Genomic DNA, 13,277 nt, shown 5'->3' on the forward strand with positions numbered 1-13,277 from the left:
CACAACAATGGGGATGGGACCTTTACAGATGTGACCGCTTCCACCGCCGTTGTCGAACAGGTCGGAAAGGGGCATGGTGTGACCCTTGCAGATTATGATAGTGACGGTGATTTGGATATTTACGTCCCTGTTGGGGGGGCGTTCATAGGGGATCAATGGGTGAATCGCTTATACCGCAACGAAGGGAATTCCAACACCTGGCTGGTGGTTAAAACGGTTGGAACTCGGAGCAACCGGGATGGAATCGGGGCAGCGGTGACCGTGCGTGTGGGGTCACTATTATTGTACGCGGAGGTCAGCGGGGGATGCGGCTTCGGATCTACGAATAGCCTTCCGCTGGAGTTCGGGTTGGGGTCCAACAAGCGCGTGGACCTTCTGGAGATTCGATGGCCGAGCGGTGTGGTTCAACGATTTGAGAATCTCCAGGTAAATCAGGTCCTCACGGTGACGGAAGGAGAGGAATTGTGAATGCCGGCTTAAAAAAATGGAAAAGAGGTTGGATATACGCTGTACTCCTCCTGTTGATCGGGCTTATCATCTACTTCTGGCCGTATCCCGAAAAGGAGAAGGGCATGTCCAGGGGGGAGATAAGGTATCATTTAGGGATGGTTCACTTAAACCAGGGCGACCGCGACAAGGCAATGGAGGTCTTCCAAAAAGCAGTCGAATTGGACTCGGATTCTCCGATGCCCTACTTTGGTTTGGGCCTTGTTCACACATCCCATGGCAAATACGATGAGGCGGTGGAGGCCTTCCGCAAGGTAATCGCTCTGCGACCAGATTTTGTGGAGGCCTACTATAACCTCGGCCGGGTTCTTGCACAGCAGGGCGAGTATACGGAGGCAATTCGAGCCTATGAAAAGGTGGTCGCGATCAACCCGGATCTGACCCAGGTATATTACAATCTGGGGGAAATCTACATGGAAGGAAAGGAGTATGCCCGGGCCATAGCGAAATACAAGAAGGCGATACAGCGCGATCCCGACTATCGAGATGCCCACTACGCGCTGGGAAACGCGTATTCAAAACAGCGCAAGTATCCGGAGGCCATTCAGGCGTACGAACGGACTCTGAAGATCGATCCGGAACACGCGAAGTCCCACTACGGTTTGGGTATGGCCTACATGAGACAGGGAAAAACCGACGAGGGAGAGCGGGAGTTGGAGATATTCAAACGGCTGTATGCGTATCTGGAAGAGATAGAACAGGCGGAAGCCGTCCTTCGACAAAGTCCCAATGATCCTTCTGTTTACGTTGAGTTGGGAGTGATTCACGCGCGCTACGAAAGGTTTGAGCGGGCTGCCAGGGCGTTTCAACGGGCGATTGCGCTGGACTCAGTTTCGGTAGATGCACATCACAATTTGGGGTTGGTCTATGCACAGCAAGGCATGTATCGGGAGGCCGAAACGGCATTTCAACGGGCGATTGCGCTGGACTCAGTTTCGGTAGATGCACATCACAATCTGGGCCTGGTCTATGCACAGCAGGACAAATATCGGGAGGCTGAAACGGCATTTCAGAAGGCGATCGGGCTGGACGCCAAGTTTGCGCCAGCGCATGTTGAGTTGGGTGCGGTACATCAGCAACAGGGTGTGCTGGATAAGGCGATGGCCGAATATCAACGGGCGATTGCGCTGGATCCCCATCTTTTGAAGGCCCATAACAACCTCGGGGTCATCTACGCAGCGCAAGGGCGATTACTGGAAGCAGTGGCGGCCTGGAAGGCGGCGCTTGCGATCGATCCGACCGATCCCGAAACGAAAAGAAATTTGGAAGAGGCAGAAGAGATCGCACGCAAAGCGCCCTAAAGGTGGCGTTACGGATGTGTTGGGACCTGCAAGGTGGATAGAAAGGATCGTTCAGGATGTTCTGGTTTCACTCAGCACGAGTGTGGACAACCCGTTTCATGATTCTCGTCGCGTTATTTGGCCTGACCTGTGGTCCAAAACGGGATCCAGGCGATGCACAGGGCGTTCGATTTGTGGATATCACGGTTCAGGCGGAAGTCGAATTCCGCCACGTCCACGGAGGGAGTGGGCAAAAGTATTTCGTGGAGACGATGGGAGCAGGCTGCGCCTTTTTTGACTGCGATGGCGATGGTGACCTGGACCTGTATGCTGTCAACGGTGCCCCACTTCCGGAGTTTGTAGGAAATGAGATGCCGACGAACAGGCTTTATCGGAACAATGGGGATGGAACATTCACCGATGTGACGGAGCGCGCCGCCGTGGGCGACACGGGATACGGAACGGGATGCACCACCGGCGACTATGACAACGACGGAGATCTGGACCTCTATGTGACCAACTACGGTTCCAACATCCTCTATCGAAACAACGGGGATGGGACGTTCACCGACGTGACGGAGCGCGCCGCCGTGGGCGACAGCCACTGGGGATCTGGGTGCTCGTTTCTGGACTACGATAACGACGGGGATCTGGACCTCTACGTGGCCAACTACCTCGATTACGCTCTGGACGATCCGCGAATTGATCTGATCCCCTATATCGTCGATTATCAGGGCACCGGTGCCTCGGATCTGAAGACATATCCCCATCCGCACAACTTCAATGGTGCGCCCGACCGACTCTATCGGAACAACGGGGATGGGACATTCACCGATGTAGCCGATGCAGCCGGTGTAGCCAATACCGAAGGGAAAAGCCTGGGCGTAGTCGTCACAGACTACGACGACGATGGAGATCCCGATCTGTATGTGGCTAACGATATGGTCGGGAATTTCCTCTATCGGAACAACGGAGACGGGACATTCACCGATGTGGGATTGATCTCCGGGGTCGGTTACAACGAGAACGGCCAGGAGGAGGGAGGCATGGGCGTGGATGCTGGCGATTACGACAACGACGGGTGGATGGATCTGATTGTGACCAATTTCCAGCATGAGACTTATACCCTCTACCGCAACAACGGGGATGGGACATTCACCGATGTGTCGTTTGCCTCCGGTACGGGCAGAGTCACCCGGCCTTACCTCGGATGGGGGGTCGGTTTTTTCGACTATAACAACGACGGGTACAGCGATCTTTTCGCGGCCAACGGTCACGTGCAGGACAACATCGAAAAGCTGGACGGATCAACCTCTTATCCACAGCGCAATCTCCTTTTTCACAATAACGGGGATGGGACGTTCGCCGACACTTCCCTGAAGTCCGGAGATGGGATGCGCCTTGTGAAAGCCAGTCGTGGAACGGCGTTCGGGGATTATGACAACGACGGAGATGTCGATCTGTTTGTCCTCAACTCCAACGAGCGGGCGGACCTGCTGCGCAACGACGGGGGAAATCAGAACAACTATCTGACAGTCCGAACTGTGGGGACGGTGAGCAACCGGGATGGAATTGGTGCCAGGGTGAGGGTAGTCTCTGGAAGGCTGAGACAGGTGAAGGAGGTGCGGAGCGGATCCAGCTATCTCTCTCAGAACGATCTCCGGGTTCACTTCGGGTTGGGCAGTCGTTCAACAGTGGATACCCTGATGATTCGGTGGCCCAGCGGAACGGTGCAGGTGCTGACGGATATACCCGCCAATCGAGTTTGGACAGTGACTGAACAGACGGGCCCATAAGGGATAAAAAGATGAAAATTACCGATATCAAGCCGATGGCGATTAAAATTCCCCGGGAAGATACCTTTGGCGGAAAGGGAGTGGAAGAAGAGCAGGCGAAGGAGCGGACCTACGATGTGCAGCCGGGATGGCGCGGACTCTATTCCCGCCAGACCGAGACGACGCTGGTCAAAGTGGAGACCGACAGTGGCATTGTGGGATGGGGAGAGGGACAGGCACCAATCGGCCCGGAGGTGACGGCGATGGTAATCGACAAGGTGCTAAGGCCGATTCTGATCGGAAGAGACCCGGCCGAGTGGGGAGTATTGAAACACGAGATGTATCACGCGATGAACCTGAGGGGACACTACTCCGGGTTTATGGTACACGGCCTTGCGGCAGTAGATTCCGCCCTGTGGGATATCCAGGGGCAGAAGCTGGGTGCGCCGGTAGTAGAACTTCTCGGCGGGGCTTTTCGAGATCGAGTACCGGTTTATGTTTCGGGGGTGCGGGGAAACTCAATTGAGGAAATGGCAGAGACGGCACGCGGGCATATATCGGAGGGTTTCCGGGCGCTCAAGATGTTTTTGGGCTTCGGAATTGAAAGAGATTTAAAACACGTCGAGGGAATTCGAGATGCTGTGGGGCCAAATGTCCGGCTGATGGTGGATGCACTGTGGAATTATGACACACCGACGGCCCTGCAATTGGGACGGCACCTGGAGCGGCTGGGGGTGTTCTGGTTTGAAACGCCGACCAGCCCGGAGGATATCGAGGGCCACGCGGAGATTGCCCGGGAACTGGATATGTTCGTTGCGGCCGGAGAGACCGAGACAACGCGGTACCAATTTCTCAACTGGTTTCAGGCGCGGGGGCTGGATATCGCACAGCCCGATGTGGGGCGTTGCGGAATTACGGAAACCAGGAAAATTGCCGATCTGGCCGAAACATTCAATATCCCCATTGCGCTGCATGCAGGGATCTGTCTGCCGCCCAGTATCGCGGCTTCAATCCATGTGGCATTGGCCATTCCGAATTTGATTTTCCAGGAGTATCAACCGCTGATGCTCGGTCTTTCCAACCAGTTTTTGAAACGACCCATCGTGTGTGAGGAGGGCCATTTCCGCCTGCCTGAGGGGTCGGGGCTGGGAATTGAGATGGACGAAGATGCCCTATCTCAATATGTGGTTTATCCGTGACAGGTAATATCCGTTGAGATCGTCAATCAATGAGCGATCAATAGCCGGACTTAAACGAGGTGGCGGGTATGATTTTTTCTCAGGACGACGCAACTGGTCAGGTGACGCTTTCACCAGAGGGTCCCTTTGTCACCGGCTCATATGTGACCTTGACGTTAACGTTTACAACAGGCGAGGACGGCCTGGCTGAAGGTGCGCGGTTGCGTGTTGGGATGCCCAATACCGGGTGGGAGCCTGTCGTGGTGCCCCAACTCCGATACTGGGACGAACTGGTGCGGGGAAAAGATCGAAAGTACGCACCCTTTTATGCGGTCAACACGACAGCAGAGATAGTCACCCAGGGAGACGCTGTGCTGCACCTGGAGACGATGGAGCGTATGCTGATTCCCGATGAAGACCCTGCAGAGGCTTATTGGCGATGGTGGATCACGGCGACGGTAGAGGATGGGCCTCTGGCCGGAGGAGACCAGATAGTGTTGACTTACGGTGACCCTCGATTTGTGAGACGCGGTGTAAGGGTTCAGACCTTTCCGGAAGACGAACTGACGATTTCGGTATATGTGGACTCGGGCGATGGGAATTGGATGCGCCCCAAAGGCGCGCCGGTTGAACTGGACGTGGTGTCAGGCGCTCCTGCACGGGCCAATGTAGTAGTCCCGTCTGTGATTACGGGACCCGTCCCTCCGGTGCGGATTGCTCTGACAGACGCCTGTCACTGCCGTCCGAACGACGATCCGCCCAGGTCCCTGATCCTGCGCGACGAGCGCTGGCGCCGGGTGGGCAATGTCCGATTCTCCGGATTGCAGCCGGTTAAAGTGGAACTGGAAAATTCGGGAGCCATTTTTGAGAGGGTGACGCTGACCGATTCGGGGGGAGAACAGATCTGGGGGACTTCCAATCCGTGCATTCACTCGGATGAGGACAATTTGCAGCTTTTCTGGGGGGACCTGCACGCCCAGAGTGAATATCACGTGATGCACTCGCAAAAAAAGGACGCCCGCCAACCCGGCTGGTCCAAGGGCATTTCCTGCGGCACGCCGGACGATGTGTATCAGTACGCCCGGGATGTATCGCTGCTCGATTTTGTGTCCATTACTGATCAGGGCGCGATTACAGGCGTGGGCTGGGAGCTTCTCCAGCAGAAGGCCATTGAGTATTATCGACCGGGAGAATTTGTAACGTTCAAGTCCTATGAGGCTGGCTCTCCAGTGGGCCATCGGAATGTGTATTTTCGGGACGTTGCGGTTGAGCCGCCTCAGGATGCCGGGACGTTCAGCTATATGCCCGATTTTCTGTACGAGTACTATCGAGGACGCAGGGATGTAATGTTGATCCCGCATCACGTCAAGACGTGGACAGATTGGTCACTTCACGATCCGGACCTGGAACCTTTAATGGAGATCTATTCGTGCTGGGGACAATCTGAAAATCCCTCAATGGACCGGTGGGACAAGGGGGTGACGCCGGGGGCTGGGGCATGGGAAGCACTGAGACGGGGTTACCGACTGGGTATGATCGCCAGCAGCGACAACCATGTGGGCATGCCGGGACGGAGCTATCAGCACGACCGACAGGCCCATACGCCTTTTCCAGGAGGACTTGCAGCGGTCTGGGCGCCAGAGCTGACACGGGAGACGCTCTTCGATGCGCTCAAAAGCCGTCGCTGTTACGGCACTACGGGTGCTCGCATTATCCTGGACTTCACACTCAACGATCAGCCTATGGGGAGCATTTTGGAGGTCGAGAGAGGCGAGGTGCCGAGAGAAATCTATGCCTATATTCGGGGCACAGACGCAATCGATCGCGTTGAGGTCGTGCAGAACGGAAAGGTCGTTGAGACTGGAACGCCTCCCCACCGGGATAGACAGGATATCTATCGTTTGCAGTGGCGGGACACCACGGCGCTTGAGGCGAATACCCATTACTACATCCGCGTAATCCAGACCGATGGCGAGATGGGCTGGTCGTCTCCGATCTGGGTGGATCGGGTATAGAGAAGTCGCCCTGGCACCGCATCCGATGTCTCCTCCACACAAACAGTGATTGCCTACCATGTAAAGATTGTGCATAATAACAAAGTAAACGACCTCAAACACATATCCTTTGAACTGCACAAATACCATGCGCGCTGTACGCAAACTAAAACCCGGTCCTGGACACATCGCCTTATGCAACACACCAGAACCGGATATCGAACATCCCGACGACATCAAAATCGCCGTTCAGAGCGGCGGACTCTGCGGCACCGATCTCCACATCCGCCACGGCGGTTATGGCTCTCGCCCACCTGTCACGCTTTGCCATGAACTCTCAGGTGAAGTCGTCAAAGTCGGCACCAATGTCACCCGCATCAAAACAGGTGACCGCGTCACGATCCTTCCCACGGCAAATGGCGCATGTGGGCACTGTCGCCATTGTCGGGCCAGCGAATTTTTCTTTTGTCCCCAGCGCAAATCCGTTGGCAGCATGCGCGACGGCGGATTTGCCGAATACTGCGTCATCCCCCAAAACCTCGCCTTCCCGCTTCCCGAATCCGTCTCCTATGACACCGCCGCGCTTGTTGAACCCCTCGCCTGCTGCATCAAAGCCGTTCTTTTTTACACAAAAATCGTACCCGGCGACCTGGTACTCATTTCTGGTCCCGGTCCCATTGGCCTGATGTGTGCCGACCTCGCCAGACTTGCAGGTGGGCGCGTTATTGTCTGCGGAACAGACCGCGACGCCCATCGCCTCGCTATGGCTAAAGGCGCAGAACACACCGTAGATGTCACGCGCGAAAATATATCCGAATGTGTCCGCTCGCTCAACAGCGACGGTGCCGATATTGTCATCGAATGTGCTGGTGCTGCCGCCTCCATCGATCAATGCCTCGACGCCGTGCGTCCCCTCGGCACATTCACACAGGTGGCACTGGTCGAACACCCCGTTGAAGTGAATTGGGGCAAAATCATCTACAAACAGCTCTCCATAAACAGTTCTATTGCCCAGAACTGGCCCAGTTGGCAACGCGCCCTCGAAATGGTCATCGCCAAAACAATAGATCCCTCGGCATACATATCCCACAGGCTGCCACTCGAAAATTGGGAACAAGCATTTGATGGCGCAGAGCGACAGGAGGGATTAAAATACGTCCTGTACCCTTAACCCACCGGCACAGTCACCAGGATGTGTTCAATCCAATCGTCGCTGTCATTGATCAACTGGTGATACGTATAAGGCGGTAAATGTACGGCATCGCCCGGCTCCACGGGATAAATCTCGTCATCGATCTTCATCTTGCCATGGCCGCGCGTAAAATAATAAATCTGTTCTTTGTCATCGTGCATGTGGTAATCGCCCGCCTTGCGGCTCTGCATCATGTGCAGGGTAAATCCCGATGCTGCCAACATCGGTGCTTCTTCCTCGCTCAAACCAGCAGACCCCTTCTGCCTGAAAATCGACCAGATCAACGCCGTTTCATGGCCCACTGTGGGCGTGGCATCTTGCCAATTGCGAATCACCATCTGTCTTTCCTCCATTTTAAGTGTTGATGTTCAACGCCGCATCGATCTCTGCCTGATATTCATACAACTCGCCGCTTTCGATCTCTGCGGCCGTCACAGTGCGACCTGCGCGAGCAGACTCGCAAATCGCATAAATTGCCGCAACATCCTTCATTCCCTCAAGGCCATCGACCTCAATCGGGTCATCATTCAGGACAGCACAGGCGAGTTCGTATTGTTCATAAGCGATCAATTTCCAATCCACTGCCTGATCGCCCACACTGTTTTTGGTGGGGAAAAAATGATCTAAGAGAGGATGCAATTCAAAATCGTCAACAGCACTCAGAATCGCATTCTGGTCTCTCACCTCCCCATCTCCCGACTGCCATATCGCCTGACTCCCGCGACTTCCGTAGCTCTGCAAACACCCTTTATCGCCCAAAATCAACTGACTGCGGCATGCGCCGTGCCCCCCAATGCCCACAATAAAACTCACCATCACGCCGCTTTCCATCTTCATCATCGCCATCGCCGTATCTTCTGCCGTAGCGGGAACTTCGTCGGGCATCGCGCGAAAACGCTGCTGATAAAATTCATACCGATCGCCAATGGACTGTTGTTTTTTGCGCACCGGCTCCACCAGACGCGTATCGCCATATACCTCAACCACATTACCGAGTTGATACCGAATCAGATCCGCATAGTGTACCCCCATATCGATCAACGGTCCCCCGCGGTCTTTTAAATGCCGCCAGGGCGTGATAAAAATTTCATTGCCGCCGCGCAAGGCGTGGAGCGTCGCCATATAAGGCGTTCCGATTCGCCCGGTATCCAGCAAATGGCGCGTCAGCCGCGCCGAAGGATCGCGCCGATAATTTTCAGCAACCGACAGTTTTCGCCCGTTGCGCTCCGCCGCCTCATTCATAGCATGGCATGCTTTTACAGAAATAGCCATAGGTTTTTCAACCAGCACGTGCAACCCCAGATCCAATGCCTCACACACCACCGTGTGATGCACCGACGGATCGGTGACCACATCGACAGCCATCAAATCGGGAATCGCTTGCGCCATCTCTTCTATAGACGTAAATACGGGAGGTTTTGAACCGAGCAACTGCTCGGCCTCTCTCGCAGCCATTTCTGCATTGTCTCGATTGAGGTCGCACAAAGCGCACAATTCAATATTATTAAACGGCGTCTTCGCCAGTTCGCGCAACCCATACAAATGGCGCGTCCCCATACCGCCACAACCGATCAGGGCGAGTTTGAGTTTGTCCATATCTTCTCCTTTGAATCGTGTAAAAAAGCAGGTGCAAGGTGCAAAGTCTGAAGAGCAAAGTCAAATACTCCCTCAGCCCCTCTGCCTTAAGCAATATGTAAAATTTTTATCCTTCTAAAAAATGCCCTCTTGCATTTTGAAACAAAATTGGGTAACTCTATCACTAATATAAAAAAGTAATGGGAGATTTCTGGCTATACGCTATTCAACCCGCAATCGCGGAGTGCATTATGGTTATCGCAAAAAACATTGTCAAAACCTTCAAATTATCGCGGCAGCAAAAACGCGAAATGGGAGATGGTTTTGAGGGCAATACCATTGACGCAGTGTGCGACATCAGCTTCACCTGTCAGCCAGGTCGCGTCTTCGCGCTATTGGGTCCCAATGGCGCAGGAAAAACCACTGCATTGCGCATGATTGCCACCATGCTCAAACCCACTTCGGGCAGCATATCTGTCGCGGAATACGACACTGTAACACAAAGTCAAGCCGTACGCGAAAATCTCGGCTTTCTCACCGGCAACACGGGTTTGTACGATCGCCTGACACCCAATGAAATGGTGCGCTACTTTGCCGACCTGCACGGCATGAACAGCGCCGATTACAACACGCGGCGCGACCACCTCTTTGCCCTCCTCGACATGGAAGCCTTTGCAAACCGCCGCATTGGCAAACTCTCCACGGGCATGAAACAAAAAGTCTCCATTGTACGCACGATCATACACGACCCCGATGTCATTGTATTCGACGAACCCACCGATGGTCTCGATGTCGTCACCTCGCGCAATATCGTACACCTCATCCGCGACTGCCGGGACGCGGGAAAAACCGTCATCTTTTCCACGCACCGCATGGGTGAAGTCAGCCTGCTCAGCGACGACCTCGCCATCATTCACAAAGGCCAATTGCAGTTTAACGGCACCTTAGAAGACTTTCAAAACCAGATGCAAACCCCCACGCTGGAAGACGAATTTATTCGCATCGTTGAAAACGAATAGACGAACCCAGCCCAACCACCCAAAACCTCTGGATTGCGGCTAACACCATGCCGCAATGACACCTACCGTTCGTCACGCCTGCAGGCCTTAAGCAGGCGTCCAGTGGATTTAGGCACGAAACTTATTTGACCGACCAATAAGAGGTCCCCATGAAAACAATCCTCACCATCTTCAAAAAAGAATTTAAGGACATCACGCGCGACCGGCGTTCGATGATGATGATGTTCATCATACCAATGCTGTTATTCCCGCTGTTATTCACAATTGCGGCTGTCTTTACTGCTCGTCAGACCCAAAAAGTCAGGACCAAAACACTTGAAGTTGCTCTGATCACCAATGGCAATGCAGAGGCATTCCGCGAAACCCTGCTCAAGCGCGACGACCTGAAGATTCGAGAAGACATCACAGAAGACATAATCCCTCAGCTCATCCGATCAGACAGCATAGATGCAGCCATTCGCGTTGACGAGCAATTCGATGCCCAAATCACCGACTTACAACGCGGTCAAATCCATCTCTATTTCAAATCCTCCAGAGATATGGACGCATCCCGCAATCGCCTGACAAGTCTAATTCGAGACTACGAAAACCAGATCGTCAATGATCGATTTCAACGGCTTGCCCTCGACCGCACAATTGTGGATCCCGTGCAGGTCAGACGCCACGACATTGCTTCTCAACGGGAAAGAATCGGAAAAAGCGTGGGTGGTTTTTTGCCTTATATTTTTGTCTTAATGTGTTTTATGGGCTGTATGTATCCAGCCCTGGACCTGGGCGCAGGCGAAAAAGAACGCGCCACCCTCGAAACACTGCTCGTTGCTCCCGTCAGCAAAATTCAGATCTTGCTGGGCAAATGTGGCGTGATTGTCCTATCGGGATTTGCGTCAATCGCCAACAGTTTTATCGGTTTTTTTATCGCTGTTATGTTACAACGAGAAATTGTCGCAAGAATCCTCGACGCGCTACAGGGCATGTTCGAAATATCGTCCATCCTCCTGGTACTTTCTCTGTGCCTGCCCTTAACCATCTTTTTTGCCGCCGCCTTAATGTCCGTCTCCATCTTTGCCAAATCTTTCAAAGAAGCGCAGAGCATTATGGCGCCCCTCAACATCATCATTATTATTCCCGTGTTTATCGGCCTCTTACCGGGCATTGAACTCAATGCCATCACATCGCTCATACCGGTCTTAAATGTCTCGCTTGCATCAAAAGAAATTTTTGCAGGAACCATCAAACTGCCCCTATTGTTCGAAGTCTATGCCTCGCTCATCGCCCTTGCGGCTCTCAGCCTTTACGGTTGCGCCAGATGGTTTGAACGCGAAAGTACGATCTTTCGGGAGACTTAAATGGAACATCTCATAGGTGTCGCCATCTTTACACTTATCCTGATCCTTGTCATCGGCTATGCAATTTACGCACTTGTGAAAGGTGGTCGCAAAGGTGCAGGCGGATCGGCTACCACAATGCTCGGCGCAACAGACCTCATGCTCAACGAGGACAAAAAACGCGCAGCACAAGAAGTTGTACAGCAACGCGCTGGAGAAATCCGACATATTTCAGAGGATGATCGTGGTGAGGTTTCAAAGGATGAGACTGAGCGATAAGCTCTATTCTTCACATGCAAAACTTTAGGGAACAATGCATGGATACTTTTACAATTTATCTGGACACAGAAGACCCTCGACAGACAAAATTATTTGCCGTTCTCAGTATTGTAGTCGTAATCAATAGTATGTACCAGGGCTGGCGAACACTATCGCACGCGCACAATACCTTTGATTGGGTAGCAGGCACGATGCTACTGCTCGGCGGCATTGCATTGAGTATCATTTTAGGCATTGCCTCATACGCCCCAGAAAAATTTGGACGACCGCGTGTGGTATTCAGCAATGAGGGACTGGATATTAAAACAAAACGACGCGGACACGCTAAAAAAATATCCTGGGATGAAATCCAGACGATGCACCTCAAAATCAACGGCGTGGAAATCATTCCGAAAGCCCAACCCACACATCCCATTGAAATTCCAGCGGGCACATGTTCATACACGCAATTTCAGCAAATTAAAAAGAACCTGAAAGAGTACTCTGCCGAATATCACGTAGAGTCAAATTTCTGAGTGTCCGCCAAAAGGGCCAAAAAAGTAAAAGCCGACGTTTATGTGTCGGCTTTTGTGTTTTATGATGAGATTGATAAGCGGGCTACACAGGGACTGATTCCTTTGCTTGAACAGAGAGTTTCAAGCCAAGTTGCCTCAGGATGGAAATCAGGCTGGTAAACTGCGGATTGCCCTTCTCTGATAACATGCGATACATAGATTCACGGTTCAACTGTGCATCCTCAGCGAGCCGAGTCATACCATAAGCTTCTGCAACATTTCGGAGTGCCAATAGAAATAACTCATTCATATCTTCTTCCAGAGCCGCGTTCAAATATTCTGCGGCTTCTATAGGGTCTTGAAGTGCTTTAAGCAGTTCCGGCTTATATGGTCTCGATGTCTTGCTCATAACTCTCGCCTCCTGAAATCGGTCCAGAAGTTTTTAGCCAGCTCGATTGGCTGAAGGGGACTCGGCCTTCAGCAGTGATATATTCCTCAATCTGTCGGGGGATTGCTTCCTGCATATACTGAATGTAGCTTAAAAGCGACATTCTTGCAAGTGTCTTCTTGTAGATTCACCAGTGCGTCTTTTACTTTTGCCCACCGCTGTATATCTACTTATATTGACCAAAACGATCCGCCCAAAATTTGACCTACTT

At 52.9% G+C, this 13,277-nt stretch carries 12 protein-coding genes and 1 pseudogene (1 of these 13 running past the window's edge); 10 read left to right on the forward strand and 3 right to left on the reverse strand.

Translation table 11 applies throughout. From position 1 onward, the window contains the following. From F4Y39_24135 to F4Y39_24160, 6 genes and pseudogenes are all read left to right on the forward strand, one after another. Positions 1 to 468, forward strand: a pseudogene (locus F4Y39_24135) (tetratricopeptide repeat protein); it begins 1,563 nt to the left of the window's first position. Next, positions 465 to 1,808, forward strand: a complete 1,344-nt coding sequence (locus F4Y39_24140; protein ID MYC16828.1) for a tetratricopeptide repeat protein — start codon at positions 465 to 467, stop codon at positions 1,806 to 1,808. The pseudogene F4Y39_24135 and the gene F4Y39_24140 overlap by 4 nt, the downstream one beginning before the upstream one ends. Positions 1,809 to 2,059: 251 nt before the next feature. After that, positions 2,060 to 3,583 carry a CRTAC1 family protein gene (locus F4Y39_24145; GenBank protein MYC16829.1) on the forward strand — a complete coding sequence of 508 codons (1,524 nt, stop codon included), beginning with the start codon at positions 2,060 to 2,062 and terminating at the stop codon, positions 3,581 to 3,583. Positions 3,584 to 3,594: 11 nt separating this feature from the next. Then, positions 3,595 to 4,761 (forward strand): mandelate racemase/muconate lactonizing enzyme family protein, encoded by a 1,167-nt coding sequence (locus tag F4Y39_24150; GenBank protein MYC16830.1) that lies wholly within the window; start codon positions 3,595 to 3,597, stop codon positions 4,759 to 4,761. Positions 4,762 to 4,829: 68 nt separating this feature from the next. Further along, positions 4,830 to 6,755, forward strand: a complete 1,926-nt coding sequence (locus F4Y39_24155) for a DUF3604 domain-containing protein (GenBank protein MYC16831.1) — start codon at positions 4,830 to 4,832, stop codon at positions 6,753 to 6,755. Positions 6,756 to 6,882: 127 nt separating this feature from the next. After that, positions 6,883 to 7,905: an alcohol dehydrogenase catalytic domain-containing protein gene (locus tag F4Y39_24160; protein MYC16832.1), complete on the forward strand. Its 1,023-nt coding sequence runs from the start codon at positions 6,883 to 6,885 to the stop codon at positions 7,903 to 7,905. On the opposite strand, the gene F4Y39_24165 is transcribed toward F4Y39_24160, so the two are convergent. Together F4Y39_24165 and F4Y39_24170 are read right to left on the reverse strand one after the other, a co-directional pair. After that, the gene (locus tag F4Y39_24165) at positions 7,902 to 8,279 is read right to left on the reverse strand and encodes a cupin domain-containing protein (GenBank protein MYC16833.1); all 378 of its coding nucleotides are present in this window, start codon (positions 8,277 to 8,279) and stop codon (positions 7,902 to 7,904) included. The two genes, F4Y39_24160 and F4Y39_24165, sit on opposite strands and share 4 nt — an antisense overlap. Position 8,280: 1 nt before the next feature. Then, positions 8,281 to 9,522 (reverse strand): Gfo/Idh/MocA family oxidoreductase, encoded by a 1,242-nt coding sequence (locus F4Y39_24170; protein ID MYC16834.1) that lies wholly within the window; start codon positions 9,520 to 9,522, stop codon positions 8,281 to 8,283. A gap of 230 nt (positions 9,523 to 9,752) precedes the next feature. On the opposite strand from F4Y39_24170, the gene F4Y39_24175 reads away from it, so the two are divergent. From F4Y39_24175 to F4Y39_24190, 4 genes are all read left to right on the forward strand, one after another. After that, positions 9,753 to 10,520: an ATP-binding cassette domain-containing protein gene (locus F4Y39_24175; protein ID MYC16835.1), complete on the forward strand. Its 768-nt coding sequence runs from the start codon at positions 9,753 to 9,755 to the stop codon at positions 10,518 to 10,520. Between the two features lie 149 nt (positions 10,521 to 10,669). Then, positions 10,670 to 11,866, forward strand: coding sequence for an ABC transporter permease (locus tag F4Y39_24180; protein ID MYC16836.1), 1,197 nt, complete (start codon positions 10,670 to 10,672; stop codon positions 11,864 to 11,866). Further along, positions 11,867 to 12,124: a hypothetical protein gene (locus F4Y39_24185; GenBank protein ID MYC16837.1), complete on the forward strand. Its 258-nt coding sequence runs from the start codon at positions 11,867 to 11,869 to the stop codon at positions 12,122 to 12,124. Positions 12,125 to 12,162: 38 nt separating this feature from the next. Then, a complete protein-coding gene (locus F4Y39_24190) occupies positions 12,163 to 12,639 on the forward strand; it encodes a hypothetical protein (GenBank protein MYC16838.1) in 477 nt (158 codons plus the stop codon). Between the two features lie 82 nt (positions 12,640 to 12,721). On the opposite strand, the gene F4Y39_24195 is transcribed toward F4Y39_24190, so the two are convergent. Next, positions 12,722 to 13,027 (reverse strand): putative addiction module antidote protein, encoded by a 306-nt coding sequence (locus F4Y39_24195; protein MYC16839.1) that lies wholly within the window; start codon positions 13,025 to 13,027, stop codon positions 12,722 to 12,724. Positions 13,028 to 13,277: the final 250 nt, after the last annotated feature.

This window comes from Gemmatimonadota bacterium, assembly GCA_009838845.1.
In the GTDB taxonomy this organism is placed as follows: domain Bacteria; phylum Latescibacterota; class UBA2968; order UBA2968; family UBA2968; genus VXRD01.